The organism is Pseudomonas sp. StFLB209 (assembly GCF_000829415.1).
Classification (GTDB): domain Bacteria; phylum Pseudomonadota; class Gammaproteobacteria; order Pseudomonadales; family Pseudomonadaceae; genus Aquipseudomonas.
Genome location: NZ_AP014637.1, coordinates 2,324,764 through 2,349,289 on the forward strand (window position 1 = coordinate 2,324,764; position 24,526 = coordinate 2,349,289).

General features: G+C 59.2%; 16 protein-coding genes. 7 read left to right on the top strand and 9 right to left on the bottom strand.

What is annotated here, in order from left to right:
* Window positions 1-348: 348 nt before the first annotated feature.
* From PSCI_RS28545 to PSCI_RS10755, 9 genes are all read right to left on the bottom strand, one after another.
* Window positions 349-756: a hypothetical protein gene (locus tag PSCI_RS28545; protein ID WP_084709931.1), complete on the bottom strand. Its 408-nt coding sequence runs from the start codon at window positions 754-756 to the stop codon at window positions 349-351.
* 653 nt (window positions 757-1,409) lie between these two features.
* On the bottom strand, window positions 1,410-1,718 hold the full coding sequence (locus PSCI_RS29050) for a hypothetical protein (RefSeq protein ID WP_144403228.1): 309 nt from the start codon (window positions 1,716-1,718) through the stop codon (window positions 1,410-1,412).
* A gap of 154 nt (window positions 1,719-1,872) precedes the next feature.
* A complete protein-coding gene (locus PSCI_RS10730) occupies window positions 1,873-2,445 on the bottom strand; it encodes a hypothetical protein (RefSeq protein WP_045486236.1) in 573 nt (190 codons plus the stop codon).
* A 44-nt stretch (window positions 2,446-2,489) separates the two neighbouring features.
* Complete coding sequence (locus PSCI_RS29055) at window positions 2,490-3,296, bottom strand: DUF4951 domain-containing protein (protein ID WP_144403229.1); 807 nt, start codon at window positions 3,294-3,296, stop codon at window positions 2,490-2,492.
* A gap of 307 nt (window positions 3,297-3,603) precedes the next feature.
* Complete coding sequence (locus PSCI_RS10735; RefSeq protein ID WP_045486241.1) at window positions 3,604-4,137, bottom strand: DUF2247 family protein; 534 nt, start codon at window positions 4,135-4,137, stop codon at window positions 3,604-3,606.
* Window positions 4,134-13,448 (bottom strand): hemagglutinin repeat-containing protein, encoded by a 9,315-nt coding sequence (locus PSCI_RS29060; protein WP_052483384.1) that lies wholly within the window; start codon window positions 13,446-13,448, stop codon window positions 4,134-4,136. The genes PSCI_RS10735 and PSCI_RS29060 overlap by 4 nt, the downstream gene beginning before the upstream one ends.
* Before the next feature lie 27 nt (window positions 13,449-13,475).
* Window positions 13,476-15,179, bottom strand: coding sequence for a ShlB/FhaC/HecB family hemolysin secretion/activation protein (locus tag PSCI_RS10745; RefSeq protein ID WP_144403374.1), 1,704 nt, complete (start codon window positions 15,177-15,179; stop codon window positions 13,476-13,478).
* Window positions 15,180-15,467: 288 nt separating this feature from the next.
* Window positions 15,468-16,658, bottom strand: a complete 1,191-nt coding sequence (gene metK / locus PSCI_RS10750; RefSeq protein ID WP_045486244.1) for a methionine adenosyltransferase — start codon at window positions 16,656-16,658, stop codon at window positions 15,468-15,470.
* A 2-nt stretch (window positions 16,659-16,660) separates the two neighbouring features.
* Window positions 16,661-17,674: an ArsR/SmtB family transcription factor gene (locus tag PSCI_RS10755; protein ID WP_045486247.1), complete on the bottom strand. Its 1,014-nt coding sequence runs from the start codon at window positions 17,672-17,674 to the stop codon at window positions 16,661-16,663.
* Window positions 17,675-17,930: 256 nt separating this feature from the next.
* On the opposite strand from PSCI_RS10755, the gene tkt reads away from it, so the two are divergent.
* From tkt to fba, 7 genes are all read left to right on the top strand, one after another.
* Window positions 17,931-19,928 carry a transketolase gene (gene tkt / locus PSCI_RS10760; protein WP_045486250.1) on the top strand — a complete coding sequence of 666 codons (1,998 nt, stop codon included), beginning with the start codon at window positions 17,931-17,933 and terminating at the stop codon, window positions 19,926-19,928.
* A 133-nt stretch (window positions 19,929-20,061) separates the two neighbouring features.
* Window positions 20,062-21,111 carry an erythrose-4-phosphate dehydrogenase gene (gene epd / locus PSCI_RS10765; RefSeq protein ID WP_045486253.1) on the top strand — a complete coding sequence of 350 codons (1,050 nt, stop codon included), beginning with the start codon at window positions 20,062-20,064 and terminating at the stop codon, window positions 21,109-21,111.
* Between the two features lie 15 nt (window positions 21,112-21,126).
* Window positions 21,127-22,293, top strand: a complete 1,167-nt coding sequence (locus PSCI_RS10770; RefSeq protein WP_045486255.1) for a phosphoglycerate kinase — start codon at window positions 21,127-21,129, stop codon at window positions 22,291-22,293.
* A gap of 25 nt (window positions 22,294-22,318) precedes the next feature.
* On the top strand, window positions 22,319-22,546 hold the full coding sequence (locus tag PSCI_RS10775; RefSeq protein WP_045486257.1) for a lipoprotein: 228 nt from the start codon (window positions 22,319-22,321) through the stop codon (window positions 22,544-22,546).
* 81 nt (window positions 22,547-22,627) lie between these two features.
* Complete coding sequence (locus tag PSCI_RS10780; RefSeq protein ID WP_045486259.1) at window positions 22,628-22,825, top strand: hypothetical protein; 198 nt, start codon at window positions 22,628-22,630, stop codon at window positions 22,823-22,825.
* A 33-nt stretch (window positions 22,826-22,858) separates the two neighbouring features.
* On the top strand, window positions 22,859-23,182 hold the full coding sequence (locus PSCI_RS10785; protein ID WP_045486262.1) for an MliC family protein: 324 nt from the start codon (window positions 22,859-22,861) through the stop codon (window positions 23,180-23,182).
* Window positions 23,183-23,440: 258 nt separating this feature from the next.
* On the top strand, window positions 23,441-24,505 hold the full coding sequence (gene fba / locus PSCI_RS10790; protein WP_045486265.1) for a class II fructose-bisphosphate aldolase: 1,065 nt from the start codon (window positions 23,441-23,443) through the stop codon (window positions 24,503-24,505).
* Window positions 24,506-24,526 lie beyond the last annotated feature (21 nt).

Here is a 24,526-nt window from a genome sequence, read left to right on the forward strand (position 1 = left end):
ACTCCGCTTCCTCGCCGTTTTTTGCCTTGCGCTGGCTGCCTCGCTTACGTTTTTAGAGGCACCCAACAGTATCACCCGGCGCGAATTTCGTTGTTTACACACGCAACGCCAGACGTGGCGCGGCCTGCGCGCCGGTCGGTCCAGCTGATTCGCGCTCGCTGAATAAAACCACCCCGACGTGGGTTTTCAGCCCGTCAAAATGCGACCTGGACGACCTAACCCAACCAACGACAAAAGCCCCTAGCGGTTCGGTGGCGAAGCCGTCGGACAGCGGCAACAGACGGGAGGTTTTGCAGTAAGCAGATACAACAACACCGGCGCAGGGCCGGTGTTGAGGGTAAGCAGTGGTCAAGAGAACTCTATTTTGCAATCTGACAGAGGGATCGAGCGGCCATCGGAAATAACCAATTGATCACCTTTGATTTTGGCGAGTAACAGACCAAGGCCAATTGCCCCTGCCTCAATATCTTTTCTCCAACCTTCAAGATCACCATGATAGGAAATCGCGTAAAAAAGAGGCCCCGCGGGCGGGGTGACTTTGCACCCGCGATCATTTACCCCTCCACGAACAGCATTCGGAGGTTCAGAAAAGCACGTAATGTTATTAAATTGTTTTCGGAATTTGTTTTTCCCATCGTCCGAAAAATAAACAACTTGCTGCCCATCAACAGCCGTAACACCAGGTACATTTCGAGAGTTCGACTGCTCGATTTTTCCACCCAGAACTTTTTCTAACGTCTCCCGATCACTACTCATTTTACACCTCACTTTGTTATCGGGGTAATTACGAACTTAAAGTTTTTGACGCCCGGATCGGTAAACACCTTCGAATAGTAACTAGCTAGTTCTAGGCTGTTCGTATGGGTTGAGAAGTCTTGACTCACATTTAGCCTGGCAACCCGAATACTCCCGTCTGGCGTTTTTACAAAATCATATGAGCCGGATGGAGTTATTCTGTTTTCGGTTTGAGTTTGTAACCAGTAGCGCCAAAAATCATCCTGTGCAAGTGTTCTTGCTGGTCGCTGTGCGATAGCAATGTCATTAGGGTGTAGGTTAACTGACGTGCCCCGCTCAGTAAGATTCGGAACACTCCCAGTTCCTTCTGCATCAACTGACTATCGACTACGGCCAATACTCAATCATATAGCCGCCCTTTAGTTCTTGTTGTAACGACTTCGCCAGTTGCATGCCTTCGGCTTTATGCCGAAGCTCTGCCTCAAGAGTGGGAAAAACAGAGTCGGGAGGGTAGTCGCTGTTGAAAGTCGCTTGGTACTCCTCGTCCCAACTCCTGATTTTCGCCATCAACTCTTGAGAGATTGGTAAATCCTCGATGTCAACGTGCCCCATTCTATCCGGATCTGGGCAAAATATTGGCCCGGCCAAATATTCACTTGTTAGTCTTAACCTAATCATAGCAATGGCTTCCAAAAACTTACCGGATTAGCTCGAACCACGAAACCGTTTGAGCCAACACCGACTGCAATATTTTGCTCAACACCATTGTGCGTAACACGATAAACATTAGCCGAACCATTGGTCCCGATAATGTCACCACGCTCAAGAGCGTTCATTACTATCGTTGGAATATCATTGCGCGAGATTCCCGTGTTGACAAAGTCGACTTCGTGTTGTTTATAGATATGTTGCAATCCAGCAGCATCAGTACCCTTTTCCAACCAGACTGTTCGGCCATCTGGCAATCTACGGATATCAACCACATTTTCCGGCGTGATCTTAGATTGGTTTTCGACTTGCCGCTGATATGCGGAAAGTTTATCGAGGCACCCTCTAGGAATTGAATTTGCCTCTTTAATTTGAGGGGGGGCTCGACTGAAGAATGCTGGGTTTTGTACTTTTTATTTTAATATGATTTTAGTTGGACACTAAAAGAGCCTCCTCAGTAAGAGCGCACCTCCCCCCTGTCCGCCAAAATCTAAAATATGGTCCTAGATCAACTTCAAATGTAAATAAGGGGCGCCCAATATACCATGCAAGATAATAGTCGGCAGCTAAGCCATACAGAGCTTCAAACAATGCATAGATCTCGTCTGAGTCAGAAATCATACTTGTTCTGATTGCATCCCCGGCCTCGTCAAACAACCAATAATGGGGGATGTCTTGTTGAAGTGAATGCTCCAGATCTTGCTTGGTAACGAATAGGACTTTAGCCTCGTTGCAGATATCAAGTACTTCAGAGTTGCCAAGAGTTTTGCATATGTTTTTTTGTTCTTTGAGCCAGTCGTCACCTAGCTTGATAAGCTCATCATTAGTAGTTGTGCGTTTGGGTAGAAGATATAGAGATTCCTCTGTTGTAGCATAAGAAATAACATTCGCAGCCCTGTCGGCCAATTCCTCTGCATGTGGGAAGTAACTAAATATTTTTCGAAGCTCTTCGTTGCTGTGGTGCGCTTTTAATAGTCCTAAAAAATGGGATTTATCAAACATTGCGACACCTTCACAGAAAGCACTCCAATCCGATAATAAGTTTTTCACTCTTGTAGTCCTCTTGATTTTGGCAGAGTCGGCAATAGGTTAGGATCTATCTTCCATCTATCTCGAAGTGAAATGATATTTGTGTTGAAGTCGCTAAGTGATTTGCTCTTGTCAATAATTGATTTTAGTTCGTTGTGGAAAGTTCTGGAAGCATGGCTACCATGGCCTCCAGGCTTACCGTCGAGAGGACTGGTCCACTTCAATTCAGACGTCTTGGTTCTAAAACTCTCAATTTCGTCCATAGGCACTCCCCATTTTTTGAAGTCAGGAGCCCTGCATACCATGCACCACTCATGCAATCCACCGGGTTGCCGTATCCGTGCTTCAATTGTGTTACGAGCAGCCTTGTTTTGCCACAAAACATCCAACTCTGAAGAAGTTAATTGATCAAACCAGCGATTGAACTCCCCCTCGAACACTCTGAACCTTGCCGTTAGGCAATAACTGATCCAAAGGTTGATGGTCTCAAGGCGCTGTAATGCTCCTTCTGGTCTAGCTCCCCACCCAATTACGTTCTTCCCAAATTGACTTTGTGTCATACCTTCAGGAATTGATGGCCGATTGAGTTTAGAAATTTCTGGGTTGGTTACTCCCTTGGGAGTATCACTTGAGGTCTCGGATCCTCTTGCACCACCACTCCCTGCCTCACCCCGCGCAGCCGGATCACAAGGCCCAGTGTTATGCACCCAAGTCTTGAGATCACCAATATAGAACGTATGCCCCACATCGACCGTCAGGTTATACGTCGTCCCCTCCGGTGCGTAAAGCTCCAGAGACTCGACCTCGGACGCGGCATCAGCCATTGACTGCAGCCAGTCTTGAGATCGCTGACCGGGATGAAATCTCGCCGAGCTGGTAAGTAGATCGGATGGCTCGGGGTAACCAGCAGGGTATCGCGCTTCTCGTTGCTGTGTTCATCCGCCTCTTTGAGGGGCAGGCGATAGATCGTCTGATCGTTACGAACGTGAGTGATGGTAATGGCGTCGGTGAACGGTTTGCCGCCTTATATATTTGGCTGTACGCAGCCGAAGATTAGGGTAAGCGCGCCCCAACCCCCCCCATTCTGTAAAAGGTGAGGTTTGGGACGCGCTTAAGATTTTCAAATTAAGTTCAAGGTTTGCTACAGATCAACGCTGCCAGCTCCTCTTTCAACCACTGCGCATGCTCATGAATAACATGCTCATAGTTCGAGTCAGAATGGTATTTATGCTCTGGCAAAGTCATCTTACCAGGAATCATCGACAGTGGAGCATCAGCAGGCCACTCCCAGATTGACCAAAACTCAGAAAGGTTTATTAATCCATACAGCGGTTCCGTGTCTAGGTTTGCTAGCAGTTTTTCCAATGCAGCCGCTCGCCATATTCTGCTGGCCCGCTGCATATCCACATTTTGAAAATCACATATTTTCTGCAACTGCGGGCACAGCTCAGATAAAGATAGATCACTATCGTTAGCCAAGCTAACAATCACGTCGAGCAAGGGGCTATCCCCAGCTACCTGTTCAAGTTCAGCGTTCGCATAATTTTCTACATAAGAAGTTGGCAGTTTTCCTAAAAGGCCAGGAATACCATAGACGCCCTGAAGCAAAACACCCCAGTCAGTCAAGGCATGTCTGGCAATTCGTTCAAAGACTTCTTGAATCATGGTTTCACCGGTATGCCGTTAACAGTTCCATTTGGTACAAACATTCTGTGCGTTACACCGCCCAACTTCGGGTCTACAATCCATTCAAATCTGCCCGCTACACCATTGTAGCTTCCTGATGCTTGGTAAAGCGATGCGCCGTTTTTGAGAGGGAATTTAGTCGCGCTGTTTGCATAGTTATCAACAATGTCCGGAAAACCGTGTGCTACCGGAGTCGATGGGAACTCCTGAGTGGCATAAGGACCCTTATAAGGTCCGTCGTACCCCTCTGGCTTCGAGTGAACAGGTATTGGCTCTCCATCAGTCCCAACAACTTGTTTATTTGGAAGTTGATCTACTTTATGTCCGCTACCTTCACCTTTCGTACCATTTCCAATACGCGCTTCGTCTAGAACATCATTGAATAGCGGCGCTCCTCCTTCTGCACCTTCGCCCCGGGCTTCACCCCGCGCAGCCGGATCACAAGGCCCTGTGTTATGCACCCAAGTCTTCAGATCACCAACATAGAACGTATGCCCCACATCGACCGTCAGGTTATACGTCGTCCCCACCGGCGCGTAAAGCTCCAGCGACTCGACCTCGGACGAGGTGTTTTCGGTCGCGCCATCAGCCAATGATTGCAGGCGATCGCCAAGCTTGAGGTCGATGACCGGTACAAAGTCTTTCTGTGCCGGGACGTAGAACGGGTGGCCCGGTGTGACCAGCAATGTTTCCCGTGTTGTTTTACCGTTCAGGTCTGACCCTTTGAGTGTCAGGCGGTAGATCGGCTGGTCGTTACGAACATGAGTGGCGGTGATTGTGGCAGCGAAGGGTTTGCCGCCTTTTTCCGGTTTGCTCCAGACGATATCGCCGATCTTGAGGGTTTCGATGGCTCGGTCGCCGTCAGGTGTCGAGACTTTGGTGCCTGCGGCGAAGCAGCAGGGACCTATCTCAGGGGCTGCGTTTGCAAGCCTCTCCGGTTGTTTTGGCGGAGGGCTGTTTTCCACAAACGGCACATCCGGATCCCTGCCTGGCTTCCCGGCCTGAGCGAAGTTCTCGGTGACCTTCTCCAGCTTCACCGTGGCGGCAAGCTGTTCAAGCTTTTTGCCAGAGATGAGAATTCCCATTTCCGAAAGTGTTGCGGACTTGGTGGCTGCGCCGCCACCGCCGGTGGACACGGTACTGATGACGACGGCAGTGACCTCGCCCATCATCTTGCCCAGCATCTCGGCATTTTCGTCGCCACCGTGCTCAAGGGCCTGGTCGATTTTTTCGAGTTTCTCCCTAAGTTGGGCGTGGATGTGTTGTTTCAGCCGATCCCTGACTTCCGGGGAATCGACAAACGCGATCACGGCGTCGATATGCGCTTGCGGATCGCGCAGCATGCTCACGGCACTGTTGAGGGTGTCGACCCCTATACCGGCCATGCCATCCTTGAAGCCCTTGGCAATTCCTACCCCGGTCAGTACATCCTGATCGAGTGAGGTTTTCTCCCACTTCAGGAATACAGCTACTTTCTCCTGGGGCGTTTTAGCCTCGTTGTATTCCTTCTTGTATTGGATGATCTGTTGGGTCGCCAGCCAGTTGTTGTCCACGTTGGCGATGGCAGCGTTGGTGCTGGTAGCCGCTGCGGACGGATCAGTCATGGCCGCGATACCGGTCACCAGACTGGCGATCACATTGCGTTTGGCTTCGCGTGAGGCGTTGGACTCATCGGCACTGGTTTCGGAGAAGAAGGTCGTCAGGAAGCTGGAAGCCGCACCGCCCATCGCGCCTGCCGAGCAGCTTTGCCGGCTGGCGGCAGCGCCTGCACAGCCCAGCATGGCGTGCCAGGCGGCGTGTTCGGGACTGCCTTCTTTCAACCCCTTTTCGACCATCTTGCCGATGGCAGAAGAGCCTTCCTGCTGCACGTAGTTGACCAGCATGTTCTGCGCGAACTGGCTGGTGCCGCCCGTTACGTTCGCGGAGGCCCCAGCAGTGAGCGCAACAGTGATCTGCCGATAAGTGCCGCCAGAGCCCCAGTCATTGTCGATTTGCCGAGCCTGTTCTTTCAGGCTGTTGTAATTGGCGATGTGGGTCTCTCGCTCCTTGTCGGAGAGGGTTGGGTTTTTCAGTGCCTCCAGTTCCTCGTCGGCCTGCTTGTTCTTGGCGTCGACTTCCCTGGCCCGCTCCTCCAGATAGATGCCGGTGTTTTGTATGAAGGTGCTGGTGATCGCGAAGTTGTTCTGAATTTCTTCAGCATCGAAGATCGGCTTGAGCTTGTTGCTGCCATCGCGTTCGCTGGACACATCGGTATTGATATCCGCGATGGTTGCGGCGGCGGTTTGCCCGGTTAGCGCTTGTTGGCCCGCCTCATTGGTGATGGTGACGTTGGCCCCGCTGATGCCACTGCGGGTGGTGCTGCGGGCATCACCGCTGGCAACCAGCGCTATCGGTGCGTTGGCGCTGACTCCCTCAATGTCCGCCGCTTTTTGACCGGGGGCACCGGCTTGCAAGGTGTTATCTGAGCCGCGGGCAATGACAGCGCCGGCGCCCCCGCTTAAACCGATACTGTTCGCGTCGTATTCAGCCTTGTTCTTGATATCGGTCCATGTAAGGGTTCCGGTGCTCAAACTATTGAGGTTTTGCTCCACCGCTTTATCGTTACTTGCTATAACGCCGCCCGTAAGCCCGGTATTGCCCTTGACCTCGATCTGGAAGCCACCATCGCCGGCTTTGATACCTGATTGCTCGGTAACACTGGCGTAGTCGCTCTGCATTTTCTGATGGTTGAAACCAGCACTGCCGCTGGCGGTAATGGCGTCACTGCCGGGGATGCCATAACAAAACGGTGGAATACAAATGCTGATCCCGACGCTGGCATCGGTCTGTTTGGATTTGTATTTACTGGTGTCCTGCAGGCTCTCGATATTCAGGTCACGGCCTACGTTGGCCTGAACCTGATTGGCCGTTACGACCGCGCCTTTGAGGTTGGTGTCGCGGCCACTGACCAGCGTCGCCTGGTTGCCGGCCTTGATGGAGGTGTTGGTCTGGGTGACGTCGTCGCCCTCGGATTTACCCTGGCCTTTGTTAGCGGCCAGATCCAGTGTGAAGCCGTTCTGTGTGCCGCCAACGGTAAAGCCGATGCCTACGCTCCAGCCGCTGTTGCCGTTGGAGCCATCCTGCCTGGCGGTATTCTGCGCGGAGAGCAGATTGATATCGCCATCGGCCTTCAGGTTGACGTTATTGCCGGCCTCAATGGAGCTGCCCACGACATTGATGTTGCTGTCCTGGCCTGCGCCTGTGGCACGAATATTTACGTCGCGCCCAGCGGCCAGACCGCTGGAAACGACATTCTGTCCAGACTGGCTGCTTTCGCTATGACTTTGTGTATTACCCAGGCTGAGGCTGACCTTGAAACCGATGCCGTTTTGCGCAACATCCTGCACGGTGTCGTAAGCGCGCTTGGCGCTCATGGCGGTGTTCAGCGCTGCCAGACCCTGCATGCGAGGGTCATTGGTTGTGGTGTTGGATTCAGCGGCTTGTTGAAGATTTTTGGCAGCGTCCAGCAATGGCACGCGGATGCTGCCGCCAATCGCGGTTTTATCGGAACTCTTGGCGTTTTGTGCCTTGAGCAGATCAAAACCGGCTACCACGTCCACTTGCCTGGCCGTGATGGAGATATCACCCTTCGGTGCGATGACCTGGCTGGCCAACTGGCTGTAGCGTTCGCCTGCCGTCATGGAGACGTTGCCGCTCAGCGAGGCGATCTGGTTGGGGACCTGAGTGGTGGTGTCGCTGCTTTCGTTTTGCTTGAGCTTGACGACGCCCAGAGAGGACTGCCACCAACTGCCGATCTCACCCGCTTTTTTACTGCTTGAACTGCTGTCGCTGGCGTTGGTGTTTTCCGCGCTGGCAATGGCCAGGTTACGGTCCGCTTCGATACGGATATCACCATCAGTGACCAGCTTGCTGCCACGGATCGCGACGTCCCGCTCGCTCTTGATGTCCAGTGTATCGGCGCTGATGCTGCTGCCCTTGGCCGCAGATGCCTGCTGAGCGTTCTTCGCGGCTTTTTGCTGCAAAGACATTTCTCCTGCCCAGCTGAACGAAAGCTTGCTGGACTGGCTGGCGCTGCTGGATGTGCTGTTTTGCTGCACCGCATCGATGTCTACGTCGCGACCGGCTACCAGGCGCGCTTTCTGGTCGGCATGGAGCGTGGCGGCCCTGAGGCGTATATCGTTGTCTGCCTCCAGATTAAGGCTCTGGCCATGAAGCTCGGTACCTGTGACCGTCGACTGGCTGGTGCTGCTGACGGCGCTTTTTGAAGAGAACAGGCCTTTCTTCGAGGAGGAATGTGCTTCACTGGCGTAGTTGTCGGCGGTGCCCAGGTCGATGTCGCGGCCGGCTAGCAGATTAACGGCCCCCTCGCTGGTCACGAACGCGCCTTGGCTGCGGATATCCTTAGTGGCGGACAGCACCACATCGTTAGTCGCCTGGATGATTGAGCCGACTGCCACCTGGCTATCGCTTTCGTCCATCGTGTGGCTTTTCTTGCCCCACGATCCCTTCTTGGTTTTTTCGTAATACGAGTAGTCGCGGTTCTTTTCCGCCAGCAGATTCAGGTTATTCCCGGCATACAGATACGCCGCATCCCCGGCCTTGACCTGGCTGGCACTCACGGTCAGGTCTTGTTTGGCACTCAGCGCGACGTTGTCCTTGGCGGTCAGTGTGCTGGCGACCTGTTGGGTGTGCTCCTGCTGGTCGGTGACCTTTTTGGTTTTGCTGTAGTACTGGCTTTCGTTAGCGGCTGAAGTGATGTTGAGGTTGTTGCCAGCATTCATCACCAGGTTGCCCTGGGCTTCGACCTGGCTGGCGATGACGTTGATGTCGTTGCTGGCCTGTACGCCGATGTTCTGCCCGGCGCTGACGCTGGCGGGCAGTTGGGTGACGCTGGAGCGGGTGTGGTTGGCGCCGTTGATGCGGCCTTCCTGGGTTTGCGCTGCGACGATGTTCACATCCTGCCCGGCCTCCAGGCGCACGCCGCCCTGTGCCTGCATCACCCCGCCGATGTTGTTGACGTTCTTGCCGGCCTTGGCCTGCAGGTCGCCGGCCGATTCGATGCGGGCCGGGTTGTCGGCGAAGTCTTCGCGCCATACAGAGGCGCCCATGGCGCTCTGATGACGGGTGACGCTGCGTTCGTTGCTGACGCTGCCGTCTTTGGCCAGCAGGCTGACGTCGTGGCCGCTGATCACGCCGCCGGCGTGGTTGATCAGGTTGTTATCGGCCTCCAGAGCCAGGCGTTGTTCGGTCTGGATCAGGCCGCTGTTGAGCAGGGTGTTGCCTGCCTTGGCGCTGAGGTTGTTGCGGCTGAGCAGGGTGCCGACGTTGTTGAGGTTGTTGCCGGCGATCAGTTGCAGGTCGTTGCCCTGGATCAGCGCGCCGTTGGCGGCCAGGCGGTTGTCGGCCTGGGCCAGGTACAGCACGGGCACCAGCACGCGCTGGCCTTGTACCTGCTGTTCTTCCATCCAGACGATGTCGTGGGTGAGGGCGGCGACCTGTTCGCCGGTCAGCGACACGCCAACGCTGAGCTTGAGCGCGTCGCGGCTGGCCAGGGCGTTGTCCATCAGGTATTTGAAGGTGGCTTCGTCGCTGGTCAGGCCGGCCAGGTAACGCTGGCCGGTGCGCGAGACCACGGCCTGCTGGACCAGCCGCTGCTCGTAGTAGCCGTCGCCAAGGCGTTTCCATTGGGTGTCGGGGTTGTAGCCGAGGTTGTCGAGCAGGTAGCTGGAGCTGAGGAACTGACGCATGTCGGTCAGTGCCGGGTTGGTCTCGATCAGGTACGGGTGGCTACCGGCGCCGGTGGTGTTGAGCAGGGCGCCGCCGCTGGCCTCGTCAGCCAGCTGGAACAGGCCGTTCTGGCCGCTCGGCAGGCTGAAGCCGGGCAGGGTGGTGGGGTTGATCTGCTGCTGGGCCAGGTCCGGCGACAGCTGGCTGTCGAGGCGGATGGCGGTGGCGTGGGCGGTGCCCGGCGCCTCGGTGTTGGTCCGTTCGCCGCCACTGACGTAGGTGAAGCCGCGCTGCACGGCGCGGTTGTCGAAGTTGTTGCCAGTCTCGATGGACACGTTGCCGCCGGCCTGGATCAGCGCCGCAAAGCTCTGCTGGTCAGGTGTCTGGCGGTTGATGGTGCGCAGCTCGGTGACTTCCCGTTCAGTGCTGGCGATGAAGTTGCTCATCGCCGCTTCAAGGCCGCCCAGATCGTTGGCGTTGTAACGCGCACCGCCCTGTGAATAGCGCTGGGTAAAGTCGTCAGCCAGGGCATACCAGCCGCCCGGGCTGCGGGTGCGCTCGGAGATGAAGGTGCGGCTGGTGTGGGTGGTGCTGGGCACTACGCCGATGTTGCTGAAGTTGTTGCTGAAGTTGGCGGTCAGCGCACCGCTGCTGGCCAGGGTGCTGCTGCTGTTGAGGAAATCCGTACCGCGCAGGGTGATATCGCCGCCGGCAGTGATGCTGGAGGCCTCGCTGAAGGCTGTGACTTCAAGCTTTTCCAGTTGCTGGATATTCCAGACGTGGTGTTCCTTGCCGCCGCTGCAGTCCAGGTTGCCGGTGCCGGCGGTGGTGCAGGCGATTTCGTTGATTTGCGCGCTGTAGATCCCGGCGTCGTTGACGGTCAGTAGGTCGCGGATGTTCTGGATCGAGCGGGCGGCCAGCAGCATGTCGCCGTCGCTGGTCAGGGTGCCGGAGCGGTTGATGATGCTGTTGGCGTTGGCGCCTGCGGCATCGGCGCTGATCTGCAGGTCGCCCAGGCTGTAGAGGTGGCCGCGCTGGTTGGTGAAATCGTTGACCAGCAGGCGCATGTCGCCAGCGCTGGTGATGATGCCCCGGTTGAGCACGCTCGGCGCGCTGAGCTCCAGCGTGCCGAGGCTGGTCAGCCGGCCGGCCCCCGTGTAGCTGCCGCTCAGGGAGAGGGTCAGGTCGCCGTCGGCACCGATCAGGCCGTTGTTGGTCCAGTTCTGGCCCCGCCCGGTAAAGCGCTTGGCAGCAATCAGCCGGCCGCCTTCAGTCTGGGTCAGGGTGGCGATGTCCAGGTCCAGATTGGCGGCCTGCACGTTGCTGCTGTTGGTCCAGCGCTCGCCGCTCAGGCTCAGGGTGCCGTTGCTCGACACGCGACCACCGGCGTCTTGCAACAGAGGCAGCCCCAGGCCCAGGCGGCCGCTACCGGCGTGGGCGATGACGCCCTCGTTATTGGTCAGCCGGCCGAGGCTGAAGTCCATGTGCTGATTGGCGCTTTGCAAGCGACCGCGGCTGTTGTCCAGCGTGCCGCTGATGTTCAGTTCGGTGGTGCCGGTGCTGCCCAGTGCGCCGATCTGGCCTTGGCTGTTGTCCAGGCGGGCGGCGCCCAGCGTCAGGCTGGCGCTGCTTTCGATCACGCCGTAGCTGTTGAGCAGGGCGCCGGTCAGGCCGAAGTCCAACTGGTTGCCAGCGATTTCGCCGTTGCGGTTGTCCAGACCGCTGCCGCGCAGTTGCAGCCGTCCTTTGCTGAACAGGGTGCCGTTCTGGTTATCGATGTTTTTCGCGTCGATCGACAGGCTGTTGGCGGTGATCACGCCCTTGTTGCGGTTATCCACCTGGGCGGCCATCAGGCTCAGCAAGCCCTGGCTGCTGAGCCGGCCATTGCGGTTGTCGATCTGCGCGTTGCCGCTGATCAGCAGGTCGCCGCCGCTGACCACCTTGGCGTTGCTGTTGGTCAGTTGCTGGAGCAGTTCCAGATTCACACCGCCGCTACCGACCAGGGTGCCGTTGCTGTTGTCGAAACGGCCGGTCTTGACGGTCAGGGTTTCGCGGGCAGACACCATGCCGCCGAGGTTGTCGAGGTTCTGCACGTGCAGGTTCAGTGCGCCGCCGCTGGTGACCTGGCCGTCGCTGCGGTTGGTCAGCCGGTCGTTCTGCACCGTCACCGACTTGATGGCGCTCAGGGTGCCATTGCCGTTGTCCAGGGCGCCGCCCTTGACGGTCAGGCTGTTGTCGCTGAGCAGCTTGCCGTCCTGGTTATCCAGTTGCCCGGCGCTGACGTTCAGGCTGTCCTGGCTAAGCAGCTGACCTTTGCGGTTGTCGAGGCGCGCATCGACGTTGGCGGTCAGGTCGCGGCTGGCGGTGACGCTGCCCTGGTTGGTCATGTTGCGTGCGGCCACCCGCACATCGCCGGTCTTGTTGCGGCTGTTGTCGGCGTTGACCCCGGCTTCGACCCGGCCACTGTTGTTCAACTGGTCAGCCTGCAGGCTCACGACCTGCCCGGCGGCGATGCTCTTGCGGTTGGTCAGGGTCTTGTCGGCATTGAGCTGTACTTGCCCCTCGGCATACATCGGCGCGCTGACGTCGATGTCGCGAGCCTTGGCGACGATGTTGCCGCTGGCGGCAGACTGGGCCATGGTCAACTGGCCGTTGGCGTCGATCTGGATATCGCCACCACTGGCGGCCAGGTCCCCGGCCAGCTTCACGCCTACCCCGGCTTCGGTGCCGACCAGTTTTACGGCACCGGCATACATGCCGCCCAGCGCCGAGCTGTCGATGGCCAGTTCCGGTTTGCTGCTGCCGTCATCGGCCAATGGCGTGGCCGCCAGCGTTTGTGCGTCGACGTCGTTGCGCCCGGTGATCACGTTGAGTTTGTTGGCGTGCAGTTGGGCGTTGATTCTGGCGCTGCGGGTGATGATGTCGAACTGCTCGACATTGCTGGCATTCAGGCCCGCACCTTCGATCGCCACGCTGCCGCCCTGCACATTGAAGCGCTGTAACTGGCCGTTGGCGTCGAGTACGGGTTTGCCGGTGCTCAGCGTGGCTTGCGGGGTGTTGATGAAGCCGCAGCCATTGCAGGTGATGCCGTGCGGGTTGGCGACGATGACCTTGGCTGCCTGCCCGGCGACTTCGGTGTAGCCCTTGAGCTGGCTGGGGTTGGCGCCGGTTACTTCGTTGAGAATGACCCCGGCGGCCTGGCCCTGCAGGTTTGGGTTGCCCTGGATGATGCCGCCCAGTTGGGTGGCCTGGGCGGTGTCGGTGGCGTTGTTGAGAATCAGCCCCTGGGCATCGACGTTGTACTGCTGGTACTGGTTGTGCGACAGGCCGCTGGCGTTGGGCGCGGCAATGTTGACCACCGGCACGCCGTTGCCGGCCTGGCCGACCTGGGTGTTGGGGTTGCTGGCGACCACGCCTTGGGCCTGGACCAGGATCGGTTGCCAGAACAGCGCATTGGCCAGCACCAGCGCCAGGGCGCGTTGCAGGGCGCTGTGACGACGCTCGGTGTTTTGCTGGGCAATAGAAGGCTTGTCCGCCAGGCGGGCCGGAGCATTGACATCCATGTGGATACCTCGTTGAAGCGTCGTCGTTTAAAGGAAAAAATCGATCCGGAAATACACCGGGCTTTCGCGCTCAATCACCGAGGGGCGTTCCAGCGAGTGGGCGAAAGTCACCGAGGTCGCCACGTTGCGGCCGCGGGCAAAGAGCTCGAACGAGTGGCCGGACAACCGCCCGTGCTGCGCGCCGTTGTAGCGGTCATTGCTGATCACGCCCTGGTCGTAGCCGATGGCCGCGCCATATTCACTGAACGCCGGGCGCAGCCAGTCGAGGCCGACCGGGCGGGTTAGGCGCAGCTCGTTGCGCCAGTAGCCGCCGCTGTCGCCTGACAGGTATTGGTCCTTGAAACCGCGCACCGAAGACACCCCGCCCAGGCTCAAACGCTGCGGGCTGTAAAGTGCATCCTCGCTGTGTTGGCCGGTGGCCAGGCTGCTGAAGGTCAGCCGCTCGCCCCACAGCTGGAAGGGGTACAGGTAACTGACGGTGCCGGTGTACTTGCGGTAGCGGGCGGTGGGGATGCCGGGGCCTGGACGATTGCCGTTCGGGTCATGGTTACCTTGTGCATCCAGAGCGCCGATGCCCTGTTGCATGCCCAGGTCGATGTTGACGAACGAGCCGCCGACCCGCCGGCCATGGGTGATGCCGAACTGGGCCTCGGTGATGCGGTTGCTGCTGGTGCCGAGCTTTTCATCGTTGATGTAGTTGTTGGTGCGCAGGTGCGACAGGCCGGTATTGATCGAGGTCTTGCTCAGCGCATCGCGGTGGATCACCCGCTCGGCGCGCAACTGGTGGCTCTGGCTGTCGCCGCTTTGCTTGAAGTCGAAGGTGCTGGCTTGCCCCAGCGCCCGGTAGTCACTCTCGCTGTAGTAGTAACTGAAGTTCCACCAGCCCCATGGCACCTCGTAGCCCATCAGGAAGTTTTTCGAGGTCTTGCGATGGTCGCTCAGCGCGTCATGGCCGCCGCGCAGGCGCAACTGGTCGGCCAGCCCCAACGGGCTGTCCCATTCCAGGCCGGTGCTCCACTGTTGTTCGCCGGTGCTGCGCTGGCCGTCGTTATGCCGCGACAGGCTGGCGCGCCAGGGTTTGTCCGGCGTGTTGTCGACCAGCACGTTACTGCCGCCAATGGCCTGGCCGGGCGTCAGGCGGGTTTGCACCCGCCGCGACGGCAGGCGGTTGAACTGGTCGACCATCTGCTCGATGTCGCGCAGGTTAAGCACCTCGCCGGGCTTGCCGGGGAAAGCCATGGCCAGTTCACGTTCGGAGACTTTGCCCGGCCCCTCGCTGCCGAGTTTTTCAAGCTTGCCCTCGACCACCAGCACGTGCAGTACGCCCTGAGAGAGGTCCTGTTGCGGCAGGTAGGCGCGGGTGGTGACCATGCCCTTGTTCAGGTAGTGGTCGGTGATGGCCTTGAGCACTTCGTTGAGCTGCGGCACACCCAGGCATTTGCCGACCCAGGGGCTGACCAGTTTTTTGCGCTCGGCTTCGGACAGTGACTCTGCGCCCTTGAGCTCGATGCGCTTGATATCGAAGCAACGTTGTTCGGTCGCGGCCGATGGCGCGCTCGGCTCGGCCTGTTGGCCGGGCAGGGTCTTGAGTTCTTCGAGGCGACGGCGCTGTTCTTCCAGCAGGCGGTCCTGGCGGTCGCGAATCAGGTCCTGCTCGCCGGGTGTCGGCAGGCCCGCAGCGTGGGCGGATAATTGGGAGGCGAGGCCAAACACCAGGGTGCACGAGGCCATCCATGTCCGGGAGAAGACTGGCATAAGCGTTCCATCGTTGATGCCGGGGTCTGGTCTGGGCGACCCCGAGGGAAGGGCAGTACGCCCTGAGGATGTCGATCAGTGTTACGAATGTTTCATGGTGTGTATCGACGCCCATACAGACAGGCTACAACTCAGAAAATTCCCACAGGTGCGCCGATTTTGTGACGCAGATCACTCGATTTTTTTCAGGCGCCGGTTTTATGACGGGCACAAAAAAGCCCCGGACACCGAGGGTGCCGGGGCTTTGGCTAATACCGGTCGGTATTACAGGCCGGCAGCGGCGCGCAGGGCGGCGGCGCGGTCGGTTTTTTCCCAGGTGAAGGCGGTGAAGGTGTCTTCGCCGACCGTCATTTCGAACGGGTTGCGACCGAAGTGGCCGTAGGCTGCGGTCTGCTTGTACATCGGGTGCAGCAGGTCGAGCATGGTGGTGATCGCGTATGGACGCAGGTCGAAGTGCTCGCGCACCAGCTGGATGATCTTGTCGTCCGACAGCTTGCCGGTGCCGAAGGTGTTCAGCGAGATCGAGGTTGGCTGGGCCACGCCGATGGCGTAGGAAACCTGGATTTCGCAGCGGTCGGCCAGGCCCGCAGCCACGATGTTCTTGGCCACGTAACGACCGGCGTAGGCCGCCGAGCGGTCAACCTTCGATGGGTCCTTGCCGGAGAATGCGCCGCCGCCGTGACGGGCCATGCCGCCGTAGCTGTCGACGATGATCTTGCGGCCGGTCAGGCCGCAGTCGCCCACCGGGCCACCGATGATGAAGTTGCCGGTCGGGTTGATATGGAACTGGGTGTCTTTGTGCAGCAGGTGCGCCGGGATGGCGTGCTTGACGATCAGCTCCATCACGCCTTCACGCAGGTCTTTGTACGACACTTCCGGGTTGTGCTGGGTCGACAGTACGATAGCGTCGACGCCGACCACTTTGCCGTCTTCGTAGCGGCAGGTGACCTGCGATTTGGCGTCCGGACGCAGCCATGGCAGCAGGCCGGATTTACGCGCTTCGGCCTGGCGCTGGACCAGTTGGTGGGAGAAGGTGATCGGTGCTGGCATCAGCACGTCGGTTTCGTTGCTGGCGTAGCCGAACATCAGGCCCTGATCGCCCGCACCCTGGTCTTCAGGCTTGCTGCGGTCAACGCCCTGGGCGATGTCCACCGACTGCTTGCCGATGATGTTCATCACGCCGCAGGTGGCGCCGTCGAAGCCGACGTCGGAGCTGTTGTAGCCGATGTCCAGAATCACGTTACGGACGATGTCTTCCAGGTCGACCCAGGCCGAGGTGGTGACTTCGCCGGCGATGATTGCCACGCCGGTCTTGACCAGGGTTTCGACCGCGACACGGGCGAATTTGTCTTCCGCGATGATGGCATCCAGAACCGCATCGGAAATCTGGTCGGCGATCTTGTCCGGATGTCCTTCGGAGACGGACTCGGAGGTGAAAATTGAGTATTCGCTCATGTCTACGGGTTTCCTGAAGTAAATCGAGGGTAAGTGTCACCAGCCGGCCGCTGAAATTGGCGTACCTGGATCTGGAAACCATTGCGTAAGCCCACGTAGAGGCTCTGTTCGGGGACTAGCCCGGCAGCGACGGCCCAGCGGGCCAGGTCATCCTGTTCAAAGCCCAGCCAGAGATCGCCACAGGCCTCCCTGGCCCAGCTCTGGTCGTGGCTGCATAAATCCGTCACCAGCAGGCTACCGCCGGGTTGCAAGTGCTCTGCCAGTTGCCCAAGAGCATCGGCAGGCGCTGCGAAATGATGAAGCACCATGTTCAGAACGACGCAATCGACCTGTACTTTAGCGTCGTTCAGTGCATCGGCCAGGCGCAATTCCACGTTGTCCAGGCCCTGGCGCTCACACAGTTTGCGGGCCAGTTCGAGCATGGCCGGGCTGTTGTCCATGGCCGTGACATGGGCAAAACGCTGGGCCAGGTCGGGCAGAAAACTGCCATCACCGGGGCCGACCTCAAGCACCTTGGCCTGCGGCGCGAACACCAGTTTGTCGAGCAACGCCAGCAGGCTGTCGCGGTACTGCGCAAGGCCTGCGATCAGGTCTTGCTGGGCATTGAACTTGTCGGCAACCCGGGCAAAAAAGTCCTGGCTGGCTGCGGCGCGCTGCTGGTGCACCGCGTCGATTCGCGCCTTGACCTCGACCGGCAACGCCAGGGCATCGACTTCATCGAGCAGCGCCGCATGCAGGCGCCCGCCGGTCAGCCCGCTATGGGGCAGGGCGCGGCGGTAGAAAATGGCGTTGCCTTCGCGGCGCGTGGCAACCAGACCGGCCTGGGCCAGCACCTTGAGGTGGTGGCTCATGCCGGACTGACCGGTGGCGAAGATCTGCGCCAGTTCCAGCACCCCGAACGAGTCGTTGGCCAGGGCACGCAGCACATTAAGCCGCAACGGGTCGCCGCCAGCCTTGCACAAGGCAGACAGTTCGTCGCAATCATCATGGCGTACTGCTGGCGCGGGTAGATTCATAGGTTCGCAGTCTAGTCACGCTCTGAATAAGCTGCAAGATCAATATCAAAAAGTTTTGATATTGCCCGCGATGTCAGTAAACAGGCGTCGTCAACCCGCCGCTGCGGTCTATCCTTGAGCCGGTTAAAGGCCAACAAAGCCTGCATGGCAGGAAAAAAGCGCTCAGGTGACTATCTTTCATTGCCCCCAGCCAGAGGCTGAGGGAAAATGGACGCCTTTTTCTGCTCCCAATTCTTTACTTCCCAGGAGATCAGCGATGCCTAGCCGTCGTGAGCGTGCCAATGCCATTCGTGCCCTGAGCATGGATGCCGTGCAAAAAGCCAACAGCGGCCACCCAGGTGCCCCCATGGGTATGGCGGATATCGCCGAAGTCCTTTGGCGCGATTATCTGAAGCACAACCCGGCCAACCCGTCGTTCGCCGACCGCGACCGCTTCGTGCTGTCCAACGGCCATGGTTCGATGCTGATCTACTCGCTGCTGCACCTGACCGGCTACGACCTGTCCATCGACGACCTGAAGAACTTCCGCCAACTGCACAGCCGCACCCCGGGTCACCCCGAGTATGGCTACACCCCTGGCGTCGAAACCACCACTGGCCCGCTGGGTCAGGGTTTCGCCAACGCAGTGGGCTTCGCGATCGCGGAAAAAACCCTGGCGGCGCAGTTCAACCGTCCAGGTCATGAAATCGTCAACCACAACACCTATGTGTTCATGGGCGATGGCTGCATGATGGAAGGCATTTCCCACGAAGTCGCTTCCCTGGCCGGCACCCTGGGCCTGGGCAAGCTGATCGCCTTCTATGACGACAACGGCATCTCCATCGACGGTGAAGTCGAAGGCTGGTTCACCGATGACACGCCAAAGCGCTTCGAGTCCTACAACTGGCAGGTGATCCGCAATGTCGACGGCCATGACGCCGACGAGATCAAAACCGCCATCGACACCGCGCGCAAGAGCCCGCTGCCGACCCTGATCTGCTGCAAGACCACTATCGGCTTCGGTTCGCCGAACAAGGCCGGCAAGGAAGAATCCCACGGCGCGCCACTGGGCGCCGACGAGATCGCCCTGACCCGCGCTGCGCTGAAGTGGAACCACGGTCCGTTCGAAGTGCCGGCCGATATCTACAGTGAGTGGAACGCCAAGGAAAAAGGCCTGGCCGCCGAGGCCGAGTGGGACCAGCGCTTTGCTGCTTACTCCGCTGCCTTCCCTGAGCTGGCTAACGAGTTCGTACGCCGGGTCAGCGGTCAACTGCCAGCCGACTTCGCCGAGAAATCCGCAGCGTACGTGGCTGAAGTCAACGCCAAGGGCGAAACCATCGCCAGCCGTAAAGCCAGCCAGAACGCGCTGGGCGCTTTCGGTCCGCTGCTGCCTGAGTTCCTTGGCGGTTCGGCTGACCTGGCCGGTTCCAACCTGACCATCTGGAAAGGCTGCAAGAGCATCAGCGGTGAAGACGCCAACGGCAACTACCTGCACTACGGTGTGCGTGAGTTCGGCCAGGCGGCCATCATGAACGGTATCGCCCTGCATGGCGGCTTCGTGCCTTACGGCGCGACCTTCCTGATCTTCATGGAATACGCTCGTAACGCCGTGCGCATGGCGGCGCTGATGAAGAAGCGGGTCATTCATGTCTTCACCCACGACTCCATCGGCCTGGGCGAAGACGGCCCGACTCACCAGCCGGTCGAGCAACTGACCAGCCTGCGTACCACGCCAAACCTCGACACCTGGCGCCCGGCCGATGCCGTGGAATCGGCAGTGGCCTGGAAGTACGCCATCGAGCGCAACGACGGCCCATCGGCGCTGGTGTTCTCGCGCCAGAACCTGCCACACCAGAGCCGTGATGCCGAGCAACTGGCCAATATCGCCCGTGGCGGTTATGTGCTGCGCGACAGCGTTGGCGAACCCGAGCTGATCCTGATCGCCACCGGTTCCGAAGTCGGTCTGGCCGTGCAGGCGTTTGATGCGCTGAGCGCCAAAGGTCGCAAGGTGCGTGTGGTCTCGCTGCCAAGCACCAACGTGTTCGATGCCCAGGACGCGGCTTACAAGCAGTCGGTACTGCCGGTTCAGGTCGGCGCGCGAATCGCTATCGAAGCTGCCCATGCAGACTTCTGGTACAAGTACGTCGGCCTGGAAGGCCGTGTGATCGGTATGACCACCTTCGGTGAGTCGGCCCCGGCCGCAGCGTTGTTCGAAGAGTTCGGCTTCACCCTGGAGAACATCCTGGGCACCGCCGAAGAACTGCTCGAAGACTGATAGCCCTGCAATGTGGGAGCGAGCGGGCGGCGATCCGTCTTGCTCACGAATCCGGCTTGCCAGGCGATAAACATGTATCGCCTGGCCCGGCCCTTTCGCGACCAGGGTCGCTCCTACCGAAATGTGAGCCACCATGCCTCAACCCCGTGTGTACAAGGTTGCCCTGAACGGCTATGGCCGTATCGGTCGCTGCGTTTTGCGTGCGCTCTGCGAGCGTGGCGCCAGCGCCGGGTTCGAGGTGGTGGCGATCAACGATCTGGCCGACATGGCCAGTCTCGAATACCTGACCCGCTTCGACTCTACCCATGGCCGCTTTCCCGGCCATGTGCGGGTCGAGGGGGACTATCTGCATATCGATGATCACCGCATCCGCGTGTTGCGCAGCCCGACGCCGGAAGGCATCGACTGGGCCAGCCTGGGCGCGGACCTGGTGCTCGAATGCTCGGGTGTCTACAACACTCGCGAAGATGGCCAGCGCTTTCTGGCGGCCGGTGCGCCGTCGGTGCTGTTCTCGCAGCCGATGGCCAGTGAGGCCGACGTCGATGCCACGATTGTCTATGGCATCAATCAGCAGACGCTGACGGGCCGCGAGTTGCTGGTCTCGGCGGCATCGTGTACCACCAACTGCAGCGTGCCTTTGCTGCGCCTGCTCGATCAAGCGCTGGGGCTGGAATACATCACCATCACCACCATCCATTCGGCGATGAACGACCAGCCGGTGATCGACGCCTATCACCACGAGGATTTGCGTCGTACGCGCTCGGCATTTCAGTCGATCATTCCGGTGTCGACGGGCCTTGCGCGAGGCATTGAACGCCTGCTTCCGGAACTTGCGGGCCGAATTCAGGCCAAAGCAGTTCGCGTACCGACGGTCAATGTCTCGTGCCTGGACATCACCTTGCAGGTGGCACGCGACACCGATGCCGCCGAAATCAATCGCATCCTGCGCGAGGCTGCCAGCAGCGGCCCGCTCAAAGGCTTGCTGGCGTATACCGAATTGCCGCACGCCAGCTGCGATTTCAATCATGACCCCCATTCGGCGATTGTCGATGCGAGTCAGACCCGCGTGTCCGGCCCCCGGCTGGTCAACCTGCTGGCCTGGTTCGATAACGAATGGGGCTTTGCCAACCGTATGCTCGACGTCGCAGGTCATTTGCTGCGCGTTGCAGACCCACAACAGTAAAGACAGGAACGCCTCATGACCGTGCTGAAGATGACCGACCTTGACCTGCAAGGTAAGCGTGTACTGATTCGCGAAGACCTCAACGTGCCGATCAAGGACGGTGCCGTCAGCAGCGACGCACGCATTCTGGCGTCCCTGCCGACCATTCGTCTGGCGCTGGAAAAAGGCGCAGCGGTCATGGTTTGCTCGCACCTGGGCCGTCCGGTCGAAGGTGAGTTCTCGGCTGAAAACAGCCTCAAGCCGGTGGCCGACTACCTGAGCAAGGCGCTGGGCCGCGAAGTCGCGCTGGTGGCCGACTACCTCGACGGTGTTGAAGTCAAAGCCGGTGACGTGGTGCTGTTCGAAAACGTGCGCTTCAACAAGGGCGAGAAAAAGAACGCTGACGAGCTGGCGCAGAAATACGCCGCGCTGTGCGATGTGTTCGTAATGGACGCGTTCGGTACTGCGCACCGCGCCGAGGGCTCGACCCACGGCGTGGCCAAGTTCGCCAAGGTTGCGGCGGCGGGCCCGTTGCTGGCGGCCGAGCTGGAAGCACTGGGCAAGGCGCTGGGTGCGCCGGCCAAGCCGATGGCAGCCATTGTCGCTGGCTCTAAGGTGTCGACCAAGCTCGACGTGCTCAACAGCCTGAGCGGTATCTGCGACCAGTTGATCGTCGGTGGCGGCATCGCCAACACCTTCCTCGCGGCGGCCGGTCATAAGGTCGGCAAGTCGCTGTACGAGCCGGACCTGCTCGACACCGCCCGTGCCATCGCCGCCAAGGTCAGCGTCCCGCTGCCGGTCGACGTGGTCGTCGCCAAGGCCTTTGCCGAAGACGCAGAAGCCACTGTCAAGCTGATCGCTGACGTTGCCGATGACGACATGATTCTGGACATCGGCCCGCAAACAGCCGAGCAGTTCGCCCAATTGTTGAAATCTTCCCGGACTATCCTGTGGAACGGCCCGGTGGGCGTGTTCGAGTTCGACCAGTTCGGCAATGGCACCAAAGTGCTGGCCAAGGCGATTGCCGAGAGCCCGGCGTTTTCCATCGCAGGCGGCGGTGACACGCTGGCGGCGATCGACAAATACGCAGTGGGCGAGCAGATTTCCTATATTTCCACCGGCGGTGGCGCGTTCCTGGAGTTCGTCGAAGGCAAAGTCTTGCCTGCGGTCGAAGTGCTGGAGCAGCGCGCCAAGGCGCAATAAGCCGAGCGGCTTGAGGATGTGGCAAATGGTCAGGGCGATGCCGGTGTTGCTGATCGTGGGGGTGCTGGCCGGGTGTGCCGGCAGCCCTGCGGCTGAGGATGCCAGGGAAGAGCAGCAAGCGGCGTTGCAGTTGAGCTGCTATCAGACTGCCTGGCAGGCCGAGACCATCCAGGTCGTCTACAAACGTGGCGGCCAGGAGGTGTGGGACCGGTATGACCCCACGCCGCAGGTCGGCAACGTCGCCTGTCGCTGATTGAGCAAGGCGCTTTCTGGCAACATCCCTGCGATATGGCGGTCATTTACAGGGTGGATCTTTCCAGAAAGGAGTTTCGCCATGAAGATCGTCGCTGTGATGCTGCTCAGTTGCATGATGCTTGCCGGTTGTAGCGGTTCCGGTAGCCGTTCCAAGGCTTGTGAAGTCTTTAGCCCGGCCTCGGTGGTAGTGCCTACCACCGAAAACAGCCAGCGGGTCGAAGCCCAGGCTACGGGCGAACCGGCTGACGATGGTAAACACGAACAACACTGCCCTTGACCTTATACGCGCCAGGGCAGTCCAGGAGAATTGATGAAAGGCCTGATTGCCCTTGCGGCGCTGGCGGTATTGAGCGGTTGCTCCAGCTTCAAGTCTGCCGCACCGGCAGACCCTTGGACCCGTTGGGTCTGTGACAGCAAGGCCGAGGTCACCTGGCGCTACGCTGACGCTGCCCGCAAGGCGGTGGATGTGCGCCTGAACCAGAGCGAGCAGGTGTTTCATCTGCAGGCCGAGCCCGGTGCCGCCGGTGAACTGTTTGGCAACGGCGTACTGTCGTTTGCCAGAAACGGTGATGAAGGCCTGGTGTACTGGTCTGCCACCAACGATTTGATCGGTCGCGGCTGCAAGGCCCGATGAGCGGTAGATAGCCCGCAGCCGATGTACCACGCGCAGTTGGGCACCTCTAAAAACGTAGGCGAGGCAGCCAGCGCAAGGCGAAAACCGGCGAGAAAGCGCAGTTTACGAGTTGTAAATGAGCATTTTGAGCCGGTTTTCAACGCAGCGATGGCAACGCAGGTAGTTTTTAGAGCTGTCCAGATTGCGCATTACTTGAACAGCAGCCGCCACTGGGGCAGGCTTGCACGATTAACGACCCGACCGGGAGAGAAACAGACAATGGCACTTATCAGCATGCGCCAGATGTTGGACCACGCCGCCGAATTCGGCTATGGCGTCCCAGCTTTCAACGTAAACAACCTGGAACAGATGCGCGCCATTATGGAAGCGGCCGACAAGACCGACTCCCCAGTGATCGTTCAGGCCTCGGCCGGTGCCCGCAAATACGCCGGTGCCCCGTTCCTGCGTCACCTGATCCTCGCGGCGATCGAAGAATTCCCGCACATCCCGGTGGTCATGCACCAGGACCACGGCACCAGCCCTGACATCTGCCAGCGCTCGATCCAGCTGGGCTTCAGCTCAGTGATGATGGACGGCTCGCTGATGGAAGACGGCAAGACGCCGGCCAGCTATGACTACAACGTTGAAGTGACCCGTCGCGTCGTCGCCTTCGCCCACGCCTGCGGCGTGTCGGTAGAGGGTGAGCTGGGCGTGCTGGGCTCGCTGGAAACCGGCATGGCCGGCGAAGAAGACGGCGTTGGCGCTGAAGGCGTGCTGGACCACAGCCAGATGCTGACCGACCCGGAAGAAGCGGCTGACTTCGTCAAGCGCACCAACGTCGACGCCCTGGCCATTGCCATCGGCACCAGCCACGGCGCCTACAAGTTCACCAAGCCGCCTACCGGCGACATCCTGGCCATCGAGCAGATCAAGGCTATCCACAAGCGCATCCCCAACACCCACCTGGTGATGCACGGTTCGTCGTCTGTTCCGCAAGAATGGCTGAAAATCATCAACGAGTACGGCGGCGACATCAAAGAGACCTACGGCGTACCGGTTGAAGAAATCGTCGAAGGCATCAAGCACGGCGTACGCAAGGTCAACATCGACACCGACCTGCGTCTGGCCTCCACCGGTGCCATCCGCGAATTCATGGCCAAGAACCCGGCCGAGTTCGACCCACGCAAATACCTGGCCAAGACCGTTGTGGCCATGCGTGATGTCTGTATCGCCCGTTACGAAGCGTTCGGCACTGCCGGCAACGCCTCGAAGATCAAGCCGGTCTCCCTGGACCGCATGTTCGAGCGCTACGCCAAAGGCGAGCTGGACGCCCGGATCAACTGAGTGTTGATTCGCTGAACAAAA